The organism is Microbulbifer maximicatervae (SeqCode) (genome assembly GCF_052467325.1).
This window is the reverse complement of sequence record NZ_CP174310.1, coordinates 915690-933372: the sequence shown is the minus strand read 5'-3', so window position 1 is coordinate 933372 and position 17683 is coordinate 915690. Positions and strand designations below refer to the sequence as shown.

Annotated in this window: 16 protein-coding genes; 1 reads left to right on the top strand and 15 read right to left on the bottom strand. The window is 41.8% G+C overall.

Annotated elements, in window-relative coordinates:
• Nucleotides 1-331: 331 nt before the first annotated feature.
• The 12 genes from ACJJIE_RS04540 to ACJJIE_RS04485 all read right to left on the bottom strand — a co-directional run bounded on the left by ACJJIE_RS04540 (nucleotide 332) and on the right by ACJJIE_RS04485 (nucleotide 13509).
• On the bottom strand, nucleotides 332-1129 hold the full coding sequence (locus ACJJIE_RS04540) for a hypothetical protein (RefSeq protein WP_444893699.1): 798 nt from the start codon (nucleotides 1127-1129) through the stop codon (nucleotides 332-334).
• A 1005-nt stretch (nucleotides 1130-2134) separates the two neighbouring features.
• Nucleotides 2135-2350 (bottom strand): hypothetical protein, encoded by a 216-nt coding sequence (locus ACJJIE_RS04535; RefSeq protein ID WP_282932572.1) that lies wholly within the window; start codon nucleotides 2348-2350, stop codon nucleotides 2135-2137.
• Nucleotides 2351-2996: 646 nt separating this feature from the next.
• The gene (locus ACJJIE_RS04530; protein ID WP_444893698.1) at nucleotides 2997-3491 is read right to left on the bottom strand and encodes a gamma-glutamylcyclotransferase family protein; all 495 of its coding nucleotides are present in this window, start codon (nucleotides 3489-3491) and stop codon (nucleotides 2997-2999) included.
• A gap of 492 nt (nucleotides 3492-3983) precedes the next feature.
• Nucleotides 3984-4478 (bottom strand): hypothetical protein, encoded by a 495-nt coding sequence (locus ACJJIE_RS04525; RefSeq protein WP_282932570.1) that lies wholly within the window; start codon nucleotides 4476-4478, stop codon nucleotides 3984-3986.
• Between the two features lie 592 nt (nucleotides 4479-5070).
• Nucleotides 5071-5403 (bottom strand): hypothetical protein, encoded by a 333-nt coding sequence (locus ACJJIE_RS04520; RefSeq protein WP_444893697.1) that lies wholly within the window; start codon nucleotides 5401-5403, stop codon nucleotides 5071-5073.
• 722 nt (nucleotides 5404-6125) lie between these two features.
• Nucleotides 6126-6725 carry a dihydrofolate reductase family protein gene (locus ACJJIE_RS04515; RefSeq protein ID WP_444893696.1) on the bottom strand — a complete coding sequence of 200 codons (600 nt, stop codon included), beginning with the start codon at nucleotides 6723-6725 and terminating at the stop codon, nucleotides 6126-6128.
• 534 nt (nucleotides 6726-7259) lie between these two features.
• A complete protein-coding gene (locus ACJJIE_RS04510; protein WP_444893695.1) occupies nucleotides 7260-7481 on the bottom strand; it encodes a hypothetical protein in 222 nt (73 codons plus the stop codon).
• 250 nt (nucleotides 7482-7731) lie between these two features.
• Entirely contained in the window at nucleotides 7732-8289 is a 558-nt protein-coding gene (locus tag ACJJIE_RS04505) for a hypothetical protein (RefSeq protein ID WP_444893694.1), read from the bottom strand.
• Between the two features lie 537 nt (nucleotides 8290-8826).
• Nucleotides 8827-9750, bottom strand: coding sequence for a phosphatase domain-containing putative toxin (locus ACJJIE_RS04500; RefSeq protein ID WP_282932565.1), 924 nt, complete (start codon nucleotides 9748-9750; stop codon nucleotides 8827-8829).
• A gap of 790 nt (nucleotides 9751-10540) precedes the next feature.
• Nucleotides 10541-11818, bottom strand: coding sequence for a DUF711 family protein (locus tag ACJJIE_RS04495; RefSeq protein WP_282932564.1), 1278 nt, complete (start codon nucleotides 11816-11818; stop codon nucleotides 10541-10543).
• Between the two features lie 41 nt (nucleotides 11819-11859).
• Nucleotides 11860-12264 carry an ACT domain-containing protein gene (locus ACJJIE_RS04490; protein WP_444893693.1) on the bottom strand — a complete coding sequence of 135 codons (405 nt, stop codon included), beginning with the start codon at nucleotides 12262-12264 and terminating at the stop codon, nucleotides 11860-11862.
• Between the two features lie 462 nt (nucleotides 12265-12726).
• Nucleotides 12727-13509: a YwqG family protein gene (locus ACJJIE_RS04485; protein ID WP_282932562.1), complete on the bottom strand. Its 783-nt coding sequence runs from the start codon at nucleotides 13507-13509 to the stop codon at nucleotides 12727-12729.
• A 564-nt stretch (nucleotides 13510-14073) separates the two neighbouring features.
• On the opposite strand from ACJJIE_RS04485, the gene ACJJIE_RS04480 reads away from it, so the two are divergent.
• On the top strand, nucleotides 14074-14856 hold the full coding sequence (locus ACJJIE_RS04480) for a hypothetical protein (protein WP_444893692.1): 783 nt from the start codon (nucleotides 14074-14076) through the stop codon (nucleotides 14854-14856).
• 421 nt (nucleotides 14857-15277) lie between these two features.
• On the opposite strand, the gene ACJJIE_RS04475 is transcribed toward ACJJIE_RS04480, so the two are convergent.
• From ACJJIE_RS04475 to ACJJIE_RS04465, 3 genes are read right to left on the bottom strand one after another with little or no spacing between them, the layout of a single operon-like run.
• On the bottom strand, nucleotides 15278-15727 hold the full coding sequence (locus tag ACJJIE_RS04475; protein ID WP_444893691.1) for a hypothetical protein: 450 nt from the start codon (nucleotides 15725-15727) through the stop codon (nucleotides 15278-15280).
• A complete protein-coding gene (locus ACJJIE_RS04470; protein ID WP_282932558.1) occupies nucleotides 15714-16388 on the bottom strand; it encodes a response regulator in 675 nt (224 codons plus the stop codon). Before ACJJIE_RS04470 ends, ACJJIE_RS04475 begins: the two co-directional genes overlap by 14 nt.
• A complete protein-coding gene (locus ACJJIE_RS04465) occupies nucleotides 16388-17659 on the bottom strand; it encodes a sensor histidine kinase (protein ID WP_282932557.1) in 1272 nt (423 codons plus the stop codon). The genes ACJJIE_RS04470 and ACJJIE_RS04465 overlap by 1 nt, the downstream gene beginning before the upstream one ends.
• Nucleotides 17660-17683: the final 24 nt, after the last annotated feature.

The window sequence follows — 17683 nt, the reverse complement described above, 5'->3', positions numbered from 1 at the left end:
TTCAAATACAGCTATATCATGACTTAGAGTTTGCTTTGGTAAAAAAATAATCAATCACTTAAATCCGATAATTTGGATATACTTCAAATTTTGATAAATCCACTTGTATCTTAAAAATTACAATACGATGACCTATAAACTCTCATAGAAAAAGGCCTTGAACGAGGCAGGCTTTATTTTTTACTAAAAAGAGGAGAGATTATTATCCCTATACACTCTAGATTTTCAATTTACACTGATATACCACAGAAATATTTTGAGACCTCATGAAAGTTGGGTTTCGCCATAACTTCAAAAGAACCTCAAAACATACGTTGTTGCCATATAAAATCTATAAGAGAGCAGCTTCACCTAAATATTGCTCGAGAGGCATTCGACTAGACATCAAATCCTTCAAAGGGCTAATATTAAAATTTATTTTTGCCAAATGCAGATTAGTACGATGCTCGAACTCTTTTTCTCCATTGTTACTTCCTGAATTAACGCTATGCTTCTCCTTGCTCGAAAAAGCTATACTGGCCCCACCAGCCCTCATTGCAGAGCGTAAATCTTTTTGCTTTATTTTAAAATTTTCTTTGTGACTAAACACCCAGAAATTCACTGAGCTACTCTTTATTTTTGAGACCCGATGAATTGCTTCACATGTCTTTGCGTACAACCTCTTGTTTCTTCTGACAAGTGTTTCATTAGTCTCTTTTTTATTAGTATCTACATTTAGGTTTTTTACGTAAATATCACTCAAGAAAAATTCTGGCCTAACGCCAAACCATTCCGCAGCTATATCTAGCGCTTTATAAATATCTCTTGAGCTAGTGGCATCAACACCAAAAACCCATAACTCGCCACCTAACCAAGCTGCATATCCTTTCGACTCAGGATCTTGCTTTTTAGCTCCCTCCAATCCATACGCATAGCTAGTTATAAATGGAGATCCAGCTGCACTTCCTCCATAGGTTGATTTCCATGCTGCATAAGTTAGATAGCAAGTTCGCAAAACAAAATGCCTATCAACTTCCCTGTTATTAAAAATAACACCGACATCAACTGTCTTATCGCCTATATCTCCCTCAGCTAAAGCCATTGCGAAAGGGCGACTTTCACCAATATTTCCGCTATCTTTTATTCCCATCACTTTATCTCTAAATCAAATTCACAACTATTAAATTTTACACAAATAGCAAGACAAGAAAATAAATGAAGAATTACGGATGATTACACCCAAATGTAATCAAGAACAAACCATATCTTTTGTAAGCGATCTTACGAGGTCGCAGGTGAAAGCTGTGTTTAGAGTATAGGAATAGCGCCGCTGAACACCAGCGGGCAAACATTCTGGCCCGCCACCAAATAGAGTGGTTAGCAGGGCAATAGTAGTCGTATAGGGAAATTGAACCTGTAAAAATTTGTATACTCAATAAGCTATAGTGCATCGTAAACTCAGAAAGAATATCACTCATCCTCTGCTACCCTGCACCGCTACGGCCCTTCCCCACTCGTAAAGTATCAATCACCAAGGAATACCAACCCTCAACTTGAGCATCTTCAGGAAGCAAGTAGGTTGACCATAAACAAAAGCTCTGCAGTAGGCACAGGTGTTACAGTTACAGTGCGGAAAGCGAAAGCCAATTAAGTAAAAATATGCATTCACACCTCCAAAACTCTCCATTCATCCCTAAGAAGTCTATGTACCCACCAAAAGAGTACGAAAAGTAAGCAGCGCAAGTTATTGAGAGCAGATTTTTCAAGAATTGAGCAAATACCCATCTTGCATTCCTTTACGTGGCTAATTCTGCAGGGTACTAAATGTATTGCTTGTTTAAGTAACCGCTATAACATCATATCCTTAGTACGAAAGCGGCAATATATTAGTTCTTTGTGTTGAGGTACTGCCTACTCATCAGTTAAAACTAAATCAGAATTCATGTAGAAGCACAATAGTTGGTTAAATTTCAGTCGCGCCTGAAAGATCATAGATATACGCTAGTTTCTACAGTCTGAACGTCCAGCTAATGCGCTACGTACTGAAGTATTACTTTTAAATTGGATTTCGAACCTATCGAGCAACACAAAAATAAAGCCAGGATTTTGCCATCCTCTCTCATTTTTTGTTATTTAAGGTCTTGTGATACTATAATCACATATCTACCTCTTTTGGAAAGCCAGCCATCCCCAGTTTCTTAAAGGCTGAATACAGAGCCTCTCGGTCTTTTTTCTTTAGAACCACCTGCGCTGAAACAAAGCGATTCATACCGTGTAATATGCCCACTTCTCCAGTACGCTTCTTCACTACGAGCTGTTTGGTGGCTGCACTTAGCGTAGAAACCTCTTCATCAGATAGTTTTATTTTCAAGTGATTTAGTCCTTGCTTAATACGTCATATAACACTCGCCGCACACACGAGTAACTTGTCACAGTTTCAACGTATAAAGTACACGCTTATGCCAATATTGTTAGAAGCATTTCTCAACTCAAGAACCAATTTCCTTGGATAGCACCGGCTCCACTACTCGAAAATACCAAAACGAGGTTGAGGTAAACAATAAGATTACAGTTAGGCCCTCAGTGTGCGTAGCGGAAGCGCTATCCAAACCGAAAAGAAACTCAATAAACAATACTGGCGGAAGAAGAATAAACAACACAATCACCATATTGTGAGGTACTAGTGCCAGCGACAAAAAGGCTGGCCTTCGATAATCAGTACGATGACGATGAGCATGCCTGTGAAGCTTATGGCCTAAAATCCAGCTTCTAAATATTAGTGTGATTATGTATGGCGTTATACAAAGGAGCACAACAGCTGACAATCTTAAAGATGCAGGGCTATCTACCATTCGAAGTAAAATTTGGACTAGTAACAGTGTGGAAAGCAATAATTCCCAGACATTCTTACCCTTTATCAATGAAAAAATCATCGTTGAATTCGAACTCCTTCTGCATAGGCAGCCTTGTAGTGAAGATGAATCCACAACAGAAAAGCTGCCTCTGTATCAGCTTTATTAGCTATATATTGCACGTTCTCTTGCATCCCTTTCTCTATCCGGGTCTTCTATACTTTTGGTAGCTTCCAGCTTCTTTAGGTAGTCAGCCGGAACCCCAATTTCTTTCGCTCCATATATCACGTGATATAGATACCAAGAATAAGGCTGCAAAGAAGGATCCGTATTCGTTGCATAATATGTAAATGCTTCGAGCGAATACCCCTTAGCGTCAGTCACCCAAACTCTCTTTTCCTGATAGCCGTATCCTAAGCCCTCCACTCTATCAAGAGTATCTTTTTCGCTATCTGATATTTCAAACAGGGCACCAATAACATAATCCCCTGGGTCTCGAGTAAATAGTGCATCGCACTTACCAGATCCGTCTTTTTTACTCACTTTATGAAAATAGAGACAATGTTCAGTTAAAGTAAATACTCCTATCCGCACGGCACTTGGAACTCTTTCCTTCAATCTTGGAAGGGACATATTTGACCCGTAAGCAAAATACCTCACGCTGGCCCCATACTGTTAACCGTTAATCAAAATTAGTTGTTGGTTCTTTCAAAAGAATAGAGGAAATAGCTCTACTATTCAGGCATGCAGAATAGAACATAAATGCCAATACTGCCTTAATTCGCATCTTGCGAATAGTCTAGTTAGAAGTCCACTTCTTATTACGAACCAGCCATACCCCCGAAAACTAACGCCTTCCCGAAAGCTACTTGCTAGTCTTCTCCATCCTCGGGAAATACCCATGTCTACAACTCACCTATTCCGTTTCTAAGGGTAGAACCTGGGATTACGTCGTAAAATTCTTTCGCACAATTTGAAGAAACCTTGTGGGTATTAAAAATAGGTAATGGAAAATACTGGGCGCAGTATCTCCTTCCTATAGGGGAGTGAGATACTCTCAGATAACAAGACACACTAAATCTCAATTATCGCATTAACTCCAATACAAATTTTCGAGTGACACAATACGCAACGAAGTGAATCTGATATTTTTTAGTGTTCTAGGGGGTTTATTTTACATTCACTAGGTAGCTTTTCAATATTTTCATATACAATGCTGGCTGCTGTAAATAAATTAGTATCAATAAAGAAGTCATTACATCGAGGGATCATGCTCATTCTTCTCTCAAAACCTACAATTCCATCTCGTGTCGGCTTATGACTTACAGCAATAGAAACTCTTGTTTCATCGTCACAGGAAAAGGATTCATCTCCTAGATTTGGAGCAAGCTTCAGGTCTCTTATCGCTTTATTTAAACTATAAATTACCTTCACTTTTTCAATCTTCGGAAACTTAAATTGGCAAGGAAGTGTACCTGAATGGCCTAAATTGGCGTAACCAGCGCTCCCATCTGATGTTACCCAGATAACTTCATACTGTCCCCAACCGTTTGTAAAGCTAAACTGGGTAACCCAAGGTTCGATTGGGCTATCAGTGAGTGCTATACGGGGAATAATCAACAGTAAAAATAAGTATATGTACTGCACTTTAAATATGTTCTCTAAATTAGCTTGACATCTGTAGGCGCGTAGTCTGTCAGTGTTCAGGGGTTAGTAACCAGGCTATAAGCCGAGTATTTGAACCTATTAAAGCCTTAGTGCTCCAAGGTGGCTTTATCTGCTTCCACAAAGTACTTCCTTTCAATTGCACCACTTGGCTCTTACCAGAATTTCTCCCAGCTAACAAAATACTACTTGGCCATATCTATACTGCCAGAGTTGTGAGTATACGTATAGTAGCCCTGGACACCCGTCAAATAGAACGCTTGCTCAACAAGAACACCTGCTACACCTTTCCGCCAAGAATTACCCACTCGTGGTTTGAGTAGCGCTAGATAAAATCATATTGATCCTGTATATGCTATACCGACCAAAGCCTAAAAACTTGTACTACTGCTTCATTTGGCACACTAAAAGTGAAGAACAGCTGCGTAACCAAAAGGCATTCACCTCCACCAAGCCCCTCTACCAACCTTGAAGAGATCTATTCGCGACTATAGTGAACAAAAAATAGGCTATGGGAGGCGTCACGGATAGATTCGCCTAGGCGGAAGGTTTGATAACAACCATTTGTTAATATTTACATGGACCAATAGCCAACAATATGATGCTTACCTTCTTGATCGGCTTTTAGGCGTACACCAAGATCCCTATAGCCTGGGCAAGATATGTAAGCATGATTTGTCGCAGTACCATCGCCAATAGGTGGCTGGGCATCACCAAGCACTACCCGAATAGTACACAAAGAGAAAACTCTTCGCCGTGCAGAAAGTTTAGATCTTATATTGTTACCGACATGAACAAAACTACTCGTTTCACCAGTTTCTAGTAAGATACTCAATGCACCACTGATCGATTCATCCGCCAAACTGTCAAGTGAAGCTAATAGTAATAGTATTGAAATACTCTTCATAATTTTTGACATCTTATATATACGGGTGAGCGAAGCATGGTGTAACCCGGCAGTCCACGTTTTTTGGATAGTTTTCTATTGATTGTTATGAGTTTTTACCATTGGGGTTTGAAAGTGTTGTATACAGCCAGGTATATACTCTTGCCCTAGCAACATAAATTTTACGCTAGCTAAGCTACTCAATAGAAATTTTCATACTAAGGCAACCAACATCCATCTATTGACACGCATAGAAACTTAACTCTCTGCTCCGGCCAAGCTATGAGTAGCGTAATTAGTATGAGTTTCTTCATTAGAGCTAACAACTTAAAGGACTGGAGAATTCTGTAGATCGCCTAATTGGGAAGACTCTGCTTCAGTACCATATTTGAGTTCAATGGTATAAACTCAATCCATACATCCCTCAGTGGCAGGGTATGAATCTTGACCAGGGGCTGCATCAGGTCTTCTATAATTTGAGCTTGTATCCATTGGCTCAACAAAGTATACAGTAATTAGGCCGCCAACTAATGGAAATAACCAAATTAAGATGCATTGGATTCCCTTTTGAACCCTATTAGAGTAGTCAGAACGTATACACCCTATGTTGCGTAAAGCTTGAAATAAGCCAATACAGATAGTGAAAATACCAAAATATGTTCTTGCTTCATAAAAACTTGCACCTCATCCTAACAGCCTGATAAGAGCCGCTTCGAGAGCAATTTATTTGTCTAAAAGCTACCTTATACGGCCTTGCCATCTAATGGTTGATAGAAGTGCATGAAGGCTCCTGAAGGACATGCCGAAAATTTAATGAGTTTGTATTTTGATGAGATCTTGCCATTTTCAAACAAACGTTTTCCTTCTCCAACAACTACGGGAAACGTCCACAGTCTAAGCTCATCTACCAAACTATGCTTTAGAAGTGACTGTACCAATTGCCAACTTCCATGAAGCTGCAACAGCGGCCCTTCCATTTCTTTAACTTTGCCGACTTCTAAAGCCGCATTCGAGCTCCTGAGCTTGAATGAATTATTCCACATGAGATCATCAGTGCCTGATGTCACAACGTATTTTTTTGCCTGATTAAGTTTATCTGTGATTGGATTGCCAGGTTCCGCATTCGAGAAATTTGAGGCAAATAAGTTGTATGTATTGCGCCCTAATAGCAGATCATACGGTTCTGCCATTGCTTCCTTTCCCACTTGCTCCATGACTTCATCCCAACAATCTTTAGCCCAACCTCCATGACTAAAGCCACCTGAAAAATCTTCCTCAGGTACACTCGGAGCTTGCATTACACCGTCAAGCGTTTGAAATATCAATATGGCTAATTTTCTCATTGGTTGATTCTCGCGAAGAGCCGAATCCTTTGTGCGGTATAAGTCCAAACATACCCTTATGTCCCGAAATTGAATTCAGTACCGATTTATAAAGTCAGCGAACAAGTATAAGTGTGATAGACACTGACTACGCATAACTCGAGTAACTAATTGGGCCTATGCCTGAGTTGCGAGGCGAATACAGCTTATCTTATGAAGCCTCAGGAGATCAATGTCGACATCTATGCCAACCAGAAAGAATTCCATATCTATGTGGAACTTGCTAGACCACTCTTTTGTGTCACTAATAACCAAATCTTCTATTAGACAACTGCAACCCCTTAAACCCGAATGGGCGCTAATAGAAACTACGGAAATACTTGAATTAAACTCTATTTTCGTCGTGCCCCAAGCGTTCAGTCGACGCAGCTAAATCCAATAAATCATACTCACTCCATGATCTAGAAAGACGATCACACTCTGAACACAATGAAAAACAGCCTATATCGGGTGTAAGTAATGTCCACCAGCTTTACAAACACCCATAAATACTTTTTAAGAAGCCCCATCAGATAAACGATTAATACCATAGATAACTGACGGAATACCTACTAAAGCACAAGCAAATGACATTCCTAAATAAGGCAGCATCTCCATTGTGTATTCCACATCCTTATAGTCAAATCCCCGGATGAACTCATGAAGTAAGAAGACAAATGCCACTGTGAAAAATATTCCTATCGTAAAAGGCAAGCTTTTAATGGTTAACTTTTTCATGATCAGGTATTTCCTCTACCAAAATGCCCAGACAGACCCCACTGGTCCTACTCAAAATTTCTACTATCACAGCAAAACAGAGAATTGAAGCAAATACGAGATATAAATTTCTTTTTTTCATACTACTCCTAATAGCTCATATACTGGGCTTATATACCCCGATTCCTATTAGAGGGCCACATCGAAATAAGCAGTCTCGTGTATAAATATGAGTAGCTTTAGGTACCGACTCGTACTCATTGCTATGTATTTACTCCATCAAGGTGACCTTACCCGCGTCTACGCTCCAAAGGCCAGCAGAAGTGCTTACATAAATTTTCTTCTCATGATACAGACTCAAAAATACATGAAATTCAGTTGGTACATTTGAGATCAAGTGAGTAGAGAACGGGATACCATCCCCCTCAGCCGGAACCAATAGACAGGTCTTTGTTGATGGAGATACATCCACAATATCATTACTACCTAACCTGAGTCTGAACTTCAGATGACGGCCAAATTGAATACTAGAATCATTCTCAGGGCTTAATAGGAGATATATATTTTCAGTTTCAAACTTTTCATCCACTACCGATACAGCTTTGTACCTCCCCTTACATACAAGGTCTTTAGACATTTCTAAGATATCCTGCTCTCTGCTTGTATAGGGTGAGCTTCCATCTTCTGAAAGCACTGCATCGTATAGCTTCTTCCCTAAGTATTCTGAGTGTGCCACCTGGAATCCTGTATCTGCATCATTTCTCACAGACGTAGTTTTACATCCAGAAATAGCCAAAAACGTTACAGCCATCAACACTATTTTTTTCATTATTGTATTCTCTAATTCAAGTATAACGGTTGATTCAAAGTTGGTACCTATATCACGTTTCTCAATGATTCGGAAGCTGGTTAACTCAACCATATACAAATATATAAAAGTTCACACTCCACCTTTAGATAGTACGAACGCTCAATATAAATAATACAGCAAAGTCTTTATAGCTCTCCCCCCATCCATACTCTACTTATTTCCAGAAAATTTCATAGAAAAACTGACTTAATTTATATCTCTTGGCAATTTATGGAAGGGTTTATTTCATATTTAATTCCCCCCCTACTCCATCCTAATTCGCAAGTTTCCCATAACCATAGCTTGAAGCACTATATCACCCTCCTTCCACCGCACAGAAATCTATGTATCCACTGAAAATGAACAAGGAGTAGGTCGTAGAGTATGTTGCTAACAGGTTCTGTGAGAATGAAAGACCGTGCCCAACCTCTCCGTAGAAACCAGGCATTATTAAGCCGCAAGATACATAATAAAAAAGAGCCCAACGGGGTTGAGCTCTGTTATTTCATATCTCATTCATGCCCTTACCACTTGCACATGTGCAGTGGGTGATTCAGTAACATAAGGGCTTTTACTATTCGCAACGCCGTGTTGACCAACCAATTTTTTGAAAACGGCATCCCCTGTACCACCACCAGAACCGGCATGCCCTGGATCTTGGGCAATGCCAAAGTCCTGTTTGCCCGGGTGCCAGTGTCCACCTGCGTGGTCCAATGTATTGTCATCATAGGTCTTTGATGCTACATAACCCAGATGATCTGAGAATCTTGCGAGAGTGTTGTACTGAGCTTTCATTTCTACTGAGTGTGTGTTGTATTGCCTGCGGACCTTTCCCAGGGCTTCTTGAGCAGACCTTGAAGAACCAGTAAATAACGACCAAGCCGCCAGAAAACATCCTGTACGCCCGGTCCCGCCCCAACAGTGGGTGGCAACAGATCCATAAGCGCTACGCTCATGGACAGCCTCGCAGTAACGTACCAACTGTTTAACAGAAGGGGCATGCCAATCCGCTAGAAAACAGCTAAACCATTTAAAATCTGGGAAGGTTCCAGAGGTTGCAGCTTTCGTGGCAGCTGCCCCATTACTTTCAATAGTTATGACTGTTCGAACATCATTTTTATAAAGCCAGAGACCTGCCTTATCTAGATCTGGATTGCTGTTGAATTTCGACATACCTCCAATACCTGGGCTCATCCAGCTGAAATTTTGTGGTTGAATTTCACCACCAAGATGTGTGAGCAGATAGTTAAGTGCATTTCTATATTTTAACTTTTTCCTTGCCGACATTGGACGAATGGCACCTAAAATATCGGCTACAGAGGCTTGCCCAGGGTCTGCATTGCGTAGCACCGTGTACAAAGATCTCAAAGAAGAACGCGCCTCAGTAAATCTACTGTTCGCTACATTTACCCGCTGTTTAAATGTATTAAAAACGTACATTTTTATTCCTTTTAATCTAATCGTTTAATATAACAACCGACCACTATATGATTGTCCGCCATACCGGCACAAGAGAGCTTCATTTAAGTCTGCCATAATTTATTTTTAGATCTATGTGTTTTCACACAATTTTCTAAAAATGATCAATTACTGCAAATAAAAGCTTAAGCATCCTCCCAACAAGCATCATTTTTCAATTTTTGCCTCAAAGAATGCCGCTCTCAGTTTGAACATCAATAGGAAACAATCAGACAAGTGCATAAATTCAGATTTATGGAAGCCCAGCAAGTGGAACAAGTGTCCCACTATCACCACTAAAAACGGAAATAAATCTAGTAAGGTCTTATTTCCATGTCTTTAATCTACTTCCCCATACGATACGAAGAGATCTACTTACGCACTTAAAAGAAGAGGAATAAAAACTGGAAGACATTGAAGGCAGATTCTCCAATGAAAGAGAGACTAACAAATCCTTCCTTAAAGAAGTTAAACTCTATTTTTTGAAAAAATGCGGCAATTACTTCATATCCCCCCTCAAAAACAAACACTCTAACTAAGCACACTTGTATTTATATCCTACAGGAAATACACCCAAGAAAGAGCGTTTGCTTTTCTGAGTAGGACCATCTTTTGTTGCCATCCTTCGCCTTGCTTGGTAGTTTGTCTAGCTTAGCGAAGTATCCAATGGAGTTAAAATTGCTACATACGTATGCATACAACCTTGCCGCTGCTTAAAGTGTATTATAGGCACCACCGGCTTAGTTAGATGGTTATTTTGATAATTTGGAACTTACGGTACTGAGAGCACGGTACAATTGCATAAATCATCACTTTCAAAAACTGTTTGATCACCTGCTGTAAGACCTGGAACTGGAAATAAGCGAACAGTTAATGGTTTATTTAGTCGATAGGCCATAGTTCCGGTATCTCTCATAAGTGCAGAGATCTTTTCTATGGGAGTATCGCCAGGAATGGGAACCGTATCCAAACCGATGCCACAAACAGCACTGAATGTTAGAAGGGATCGTATATCAAAATTGTCCTTTTTAGTCCCTTCAGCCAAGCCAGTATCTTCAGTTAATGCCAGCATAAGACCAGAGAACCCGACTAAATCTACTCCCTCTATAGACTTGAAGACTTTTGTCAATAATGACGAAGCTTCAACTGTTCCGGATGCACCAAAATATTCTACACCCATTTGTTTATAGACTTCAGCCATACTTGAACAATCTTTTGAAGGCGCTGCAGAACTATCAAAGCCAGAGAACCTAAAATTGTGTTTAGACTGTGAGTTCAATATGACTTCATTGATGCTTGAGATATGATATTGAAGCGCATTTCTCATAATTTGAAAGTAGTTTTTGTAACGCTCATTATGGCTCTTAGTAGATGCACTTAGACTGTAAAGTTTTAGCACATTCACAAGTAAATCAGGGGTCTCTAAACCAATAACAAAACAATTACCTAGTTCTTTTCGATGATAGCTAGCAGGAAAGTATGGGATAAGAGGTTCACAATTGAAGTTAACGGTGAAATTGAAATTCCCCTCTCCTCTTTCCGTGATTTGACTAATCTTTAACACAGTTTTAGCCGATTCTTCTATAAGATCATTGGTAAGAACCCCAAACTCATCAAGGCTCACATTCACGCAGACATTGCATAAATCACCGAAATCTTTAATCAACTCTGGGAGTAATTTTATCTCATTTTTGGTTTTTGCTTCACCAATAGCAAAGCGAATTCGGAGCCCAGACCTGTTTGCCCCTTCCAATAATTTACTTATATACTGCAGGTCAACTCTTGCTGTTTCATATGAATCAGTATTTAAATATTCGCCAAACGAATTAGTGACAACCCTCACCGACTGAACAATATACCCATTATTATGAAACTCCTTTGACAGGCTGGCACAAAAAAATGATGCCTTCTCAATTTCTTTTTTCCAACTATTTTTATCTCGCCCCAAACTAATAAAAGTTGTAACTGTTCTAATTCTGCATAACTCTTTGCTTTTATAGTTCACGTCTTCACTTCTTCCTTGGTGGTAAATTGCTTTTCCAAAGTCCATCTTTAGATTTTAATGTTAACTCATCCCCTAACGGTATCCTGCTAGCTGTTTTTTCCTGATATTTCATACAGAGCAGATAATGCAGCTTTAGCTTTCTCTGATTGAACAAAGATATGGTCATGAAAATAGGCAGCTACTACGTTTGCACTGATACCTTTTGACATAAGCTTATTTGATATTACAGCGGTCAAGCCAACAGCATTTAAACTTGAATGTACCGTTAACATTATCTGTTTGTAAGTACTTTCAAATCTGATATTTTCGTTCTCAGCAATGCTTTTTAATAAAATCAGGGTTAAGCCTTCTGGTTCAATAAAACTGGCACGTGGCTGCAAGTGAACATAATCAGATAGCTGACCTGAGACATGACAAAATACATACTCACTCTCAAACAATTGTGGATTCATATCATCTAATAGTTTCCCAAGATCTACTGTTCCTGACATTAATATCCTCCAGCATTCTAACAATGGTGAGTTTGGTGAGGCCGCTTTCTTTGTGGCCGAAACGAGATTATTGCCGCCACCAATCAACCTGGCAGCATGCGTATAGTATCTTTAGCTTTGATAAACATGGAGAATTTTTTAACAAACCAGGCTGGAGCCCTATAAATATAGATGTACATCTAGAAGCATGCTCTATAAGAAACGGAAAATAAATAGCACAACCCATTCCAATCCTCCAATACTGTTTCGTAAATCTTGCAATCAACTATACCTTCACTATCAGCCCCACTCTATCGACAGTAAAATACTGCTCACTCATTGTGCAAAGCGCGCATATCCAGCGCGCTCAACTTAGCCTAAATTCTACTACCCAGAAAGATTCTCCAAGCTTCGCTTTATCGCTAACAGCTAAATCAGGTACATCACTATTGACACCTTAATATTCTTGATATATTTCAGCTATCAGCAGCAGTCCCAGTTATACCAGACTTTAGAAAAGTCTTTTTTCTTTAGCGCTTCTCTTTCGATAAAGAAGTTACCTACACCCATATCACCCCACATTATTTGATTGTCACCCACCAGTTCAGAGTCCATCTGAAATAACAAAAGCCAATTATCTTTTTTCTCAGAAATACGTGGATCTTCTTGTGCAAAACTAGCATAACCCCCTATTTTACTGCCTTCAGCAGAAAAATTCTCGTACACATATTCAGCAAGGTCGTCCTCATACTCCAAAGGATCAGACGCATACATCTCATATCTATAGTCAGTAGGTGATGGTATTTCTTTATCGAGGATACATTCAATTCGATACTCCCTAGAAGCGGGAAGGAAATGTTCATCATTCGCTCCTGGAAGATCTTGCTCTAAATACAATTCATTTTTTTCAATTTCAGGATGGTATATGACCCGATAGCCGCTAGGCGATGAAATTACTTCTTCTGTAGGTCTGTCAAAATCCATCCCGTAAACGTCATCATCCTCGATAAAAAATTGAAGTATTCCACTTTCAGGATATTGACTCAATTTGGGTAGCTCATCGAAGTTCAGCTGAGCCAAAAGGATTAACTTGGCACCATCATCTGACACAGGATATGCCTTACCCTTTGGCCAATATGGTTTCCCGCCAAACTTTGTACTCCAAATATGTTCAGCTTTCTCCGCTTTTGGGAACAACTTAATTGCCGGAAGGCTAAATTTCTCTAGCTCGGAACGAATTTTCTTTGCTTCTAATTCAATATCCAATTTCTACTCCATTTTCAAGACTGACGCTCAAGCATTACCTTGTAAGCTAACAGTTAATTCAAAATCAGCATCTATATATCACGCTTCTCTTTAATTCCAAAGCCCATTGGCTTAGCCAGCTGCCCCACCCCCAAGGGCCACTTACCGAACTCCTCAACCTGGAACGCTACCCACAACTAGACTAATAGTAGAAACTAGGTTTAGTGCCAAACCGCCGAGCCATGAGAACCCTAAAATTGGGACATGTGTATTGATTCCAGTGCAAGAAGTGAAAGGTAAACAAGAAAATATAGGAATCTTCCCCTGAAATTCTACCTACCCTCCGAAAAGGGCTATATACGCATCAGCTACTCACAATAGCCAAATAATAAACATAATTGAAGTGCGTTTTTTTCAAATATACGGCTAAAACCCATACTTGCAACCGATATAGTTAAGATCAAATTGGCAGCATTTTATTTACAGGGTAACGAAATTAATCCCGCAACACATAAGGTAATAATTCAGTATTACCAAATTAATTTTGCGATTAAATAATATTCGCCCTAACATACGGAGGCCACCATGATTTTTCCAGAAAACTTTAAAGCAATAGTAATCAATCCAGCCAACCTGCATGCCAAGCCACCCGGAATAAAGTATAAAATTAGGGATTCAATCGGTCAAAATTTTTTAGTTAAAAATTATGACCTCCTAATCGGTGAGTGTGTAACTGTACATAATGAAGAAGACGGCTATTTCTATGTCACAAGAGATTTAACTGAAAACTATCAAAAGGGATATATAAAAAAGAAGGCTCTTATCGGTCGTGACAGTATTGAAAAAAAGAACATTACTCAAAGTCTAGCCCCAAATCAACATATAAAAAGATACTACCTTGATGTTATTGATATCTTTGGGAATAGAATACAGCAAGTAAAGAGAGTTATTGACATTCCCCTGAATAAGCGGGTAGCTGAAGAGTTGCTAAGGGAGATTGTATTGCAGGGTATTTCTGAAGCCGGTAACGCCATTACCTTTGGATTAGGAACTGGTGTTTCAAAAGCTGCTGACAACTGGTTAATTCCCAAAACACAAGGAAAAATTAAACTGGAAATATCAAACGATATAAAAGGCAAAAAAGCGCCTGGGTATATCAGTATTTACCGTAAACTAAATCACCTTTACAAAGGTGATCGTGAAGGCGAAGGTACTTTATTAGCATTTGAAGAGAGATGTAACCAAACTTACTACTCCTTGGTACACTGCCTGTTAAATAGAGAAGAAATGGATATAGAAACCAAACAGGAGGTAATTGACCACTACTTCCTCAAGCTGAACAGTTCATTCCCCTTAGTTGATCAGTAAAATAATAATATTGCCTTGGCTGAATGCCAAGGCAATATTTTCCAGAGACACTCTAAACACCTAATCTATATGGCCCGTCATCTCAATAGGCAAAAGTAAAACCACACAGAACACTAGGTATCTAGCTACTAAAGTAGACATGGAACGCATAACAATATCGCGATGTACCCAAATACCCCTTGTGCAATAGCCGACTATGATGACACTCCTCACTGTGTGGTAGGCGCATTTCTGATTGATAGGGATATCAAGTGCGGAAAGGATTGTGGGCAGGTATTGTTTCGTGGAGAACACGACCTGGCCAGGGCTTCGAAGGTCCATAGAGAATTTTATTTACCAGACAGACGTCAAAACTAACAAGTTAAAAGCGGCTTTGAAGTCGATGGCTGCTGAAAGCTAGTACAACCCCCAAGCACCTGCATTACTGTTTCTCCACCTCAACCTGTGCCACTACCGCAGGCCAGACCATTCCCGCCCTCGTTCCTACTAGTAGCATTACGAAAGACATCTCCAATGCTAGGAAAGTGCCAATAGGATGATTGGGAACGCCTCGTATCATCAGGTAGAGCAAGTAGCTCATAGTAAGCAGATTACCCGCGAGCGTAACGTTTAGCGCATAGCGACGCTCTTGCCAGAGTGGCTTACAGAGGAGGAGGTTCAACACCGCCGTGCCGGCGAGCATCACACCGGGCAACATCAACAACAAACGACGGGATAAACCAATTCCATCGCTGGTTACCAAAGGCCAGGTGGCAACAAAGTGGCCCTGGGCTCCAAGGAGGAAAAACAATCCCAGAACTACAGCGCCACAGGCGGCAAGGCGATTCAGTGCATTGCGTTGCAAAGCGGGTTTTGATCTAGAAGCCGACATCGTACTCCCCCACAGTGGCCAGGCCACATTCGTAAGCGAATACGACTGCCTGCGCACGATCGCGCAGCTCCAATTTTGACAGCAAACTGGAAACGTGGGTTTTCACGGTAGCTGGGCCAATAAACAGGGTTTCGGCAATCTCTGCATTACTCTTGCCTGCGGCGATGGCTTCCAGCACTTCACGCTCCCGAGTGGTCAGACGCTCCAGGCGTTTTGCCAGGTTGCGCCCGGCACCCAATTTCTGTGCGAACTGGCTAATCAGGCGTTGGGTGATGCCCGGTGCAAGCATGGCACCGCCCTCTGCTACGGTGCGCACTGCCTGTACCAGCGCCTCTGGGGGAATATCCTTGAGCACAAAACCACTGGCGCCAGCCCGCAGCGCACGAAACACATATTCATCAGGATCGAACGTGGTCAAAATAATGACACGGCAAGTTGCATCACTAGCTTCCAGTATGTGCGCTGTGGATTCCAGCCCGTCCATCTCCGGCATACGGATATCCATTAGGATGATATCTGGCTGGTACACTCGCGCGGCTTCAATCGCCTCGACACCCGTACCGGCCTCGGCGACCACCTCGATATCAGGCTCGTTATCCAAAATCAGGGCAAAACCGCGCCGCACCAAAGCCTGGTCGTCCACCACCATCACTCGCAACATTATGTTTTCACCATTCCTGTAGGTATTTGTGCATATACCTCAAAACCACCACCATCGACTACACCCGCATACAAATGGCCACCGAGCAGTTCCGTGCGCTCGCGCATGCCTGCGATGCCGTGCCCTCCGCCGGGTTGCTTGTCAATAGCTGTTTCTTCCATGGGCCGCTCGCCGACAGTATTTCCATCATCGCACACTCGAATCGTGAGAGTGCCGTGGTCTGCGCGTACACTCACTTGGACTCGCGCTGCGGCACCGACGTGCTTGATGACATTGGTGAGGGATTCCTGAACGATGCGATAGGCGGCGAGCGCGACGCTAGTTGGCACTTTTCCCAGTGCGCCGTGGGTCTCGTAGTCAACCAGGGTTAACACCCGTCGGACCTTTTCAATCAGAGCTGGCAAATCGTTGAGATCTGGTTGCGGAGTGAGTGCAGTGTCGTTATTAGTCGGTCGCAGTACACCGAGTAAATGACGCATTTCCGTCATGGCCTGACGGCCAGCCTCCTCTACAGAAGCCATAGCCTCACTGGCAGCTTGCGGGTTATTGCGGCTGATAGCCCTGGCGGCACCGGCCTGCACAGTCATAAGACTCACTTGGTGGGCTACCACATCATGCATTTCACGGGCGATCCGAGTGCGCTCAGCCGCGACTGCACGCTCGGATTCGGCATTGCGTTCGCGCTCTAAATACTTGGCTCTCTCTTCCAACAATCGCAGATATTCGCCGCGAAAGCGCAGCCGGCGGCCGATATACCACAGCGCCCATACCAGCATCACCGTTACTGTGCCTGCTGCAGTTGGCTGAACCGGAATACCCTGGTCAAGCGCCACAAAAACCAGCGTCGCGATAACGCCAAAAAAGCTGGCCCGGGTATTGGCCTCGTAACGACCGAGGCTATACAGCGAAATCGCCATAGCCACGATGCCATCTGCCGGCAAACCCAGCTCCAGCAATATTGTTGCGCCGAGAATAACGGCCTGTACCTGCCAAGGGTGGGTGCGACGCCACAACAGAGCGAAGGAGCCAACGAATGCACACTGGAAAGTAATAACATCCGACAGGCTCTGCATGGATAGCACTCCGGGCGAGCCGTTGCGCGACCACATCAGTAGCGTTAGCAAGAACATAAGCAACGCAATAAGCAGGTCGGTCAGGTGCGGCCATCGCTCAAACGGCCCACGTAAGGGCCGCCACATAGGGAGCTTGGGCAGTTCCGTGCTGGCATTGGGCGGATTCGGCTCAGGCATATTTAGGGACGAAGATTTCATTTCCGCATGCTAAACCAGGTGCAA

Bases quoted from the DNA above. Each gene is read 5' to 3' on its own strand.
- ACJJIE_RS04540 (WP_444893699.1), bottom strand. From the start codon at position 1,129: ATGGGAATAAAAGATAGCGGAAATATTGGTGAAAGTCGCCCTTTCGCA.
- ACJJIE_RS04520 (WP_444893697.1), bottom strand. From the start codon at position 5,403: ATGAAGAGTATTTCAATACTATTACTATTAGCTTCACTTGACAGTTTG.
- ACJJIE_RS04515 (WP_444893696.1), bottom strand. From the start codon at position 6,725: ATGAGAAAATTAGCCATATTGATATTTCAAACGCTTGACGGTGTAATG.
- ACJJIE_RS04510 (WP_444893695.1), bottom strand. From the start codon at position 7,481: ATGAAAAAGTTAACCATTAAAAGCTTGCCTTTTACGATAGGAATATTT.
- ACJJIE_RS04505 (WP_444893694.1), bottom strand. From the start codon at position 8,289: ATGAAAAAAATAGTGTTGATGGCTGTAACGTTTTTGGCTATTTCTGGA.
- ACJJIE_RS04500 (WP_282932565.1), bottom strand. From the start codon at position 9,750: ATGTACGTTTTTAATACATTTAAACAGCGGGTAAATGTAGCGAACAGT.
- ACJJIE_RS04495 (WP_282932564.1), bottom strand. From the start codon at position 11,818: ATGGACTTTGGAAAAGCAATTTACCACCAAGGAAGAAGTGAAGACGTG.
- ACJJIE_RS04490 (WP_444893693.1), bottom strand. From the start codon at position 12,264: ATGTCAGGAACAGTAGATCTTGGGAAACTATTAGATGATATGAATCCA.
- ACJJIE_RS04480 (WP_444893692.1), top strand. From the start codon at position 14,074: ATGATTTTTCCAGAAAACTTTAAAGCAATAGTAATCAATCCAGCCAAC.
- ACJJIE_RS04475 (WP_444893691.1), bottom strand. From the start codon at position 15,727: ATGTCGGCTTCTAGATCAAAACCCGCTTTGCAACGCAATGCACTGAAT.
- ACJJIE_RS04470 (WP_282932558.1), bottom strand. From the start codon at position 16,388: ATGTTGCGAGTGATGGTGGTGGACGACCAGGCTTTGGTGCGGCGCGGT.
- ACJJIE_RS04465 (WP_282932557.1), bottom strand. From the start codon at position 17,659: ATGAAATCTTCGTCCCTAAATATGCCTGAGCCGAATCCGCCCAATGCC.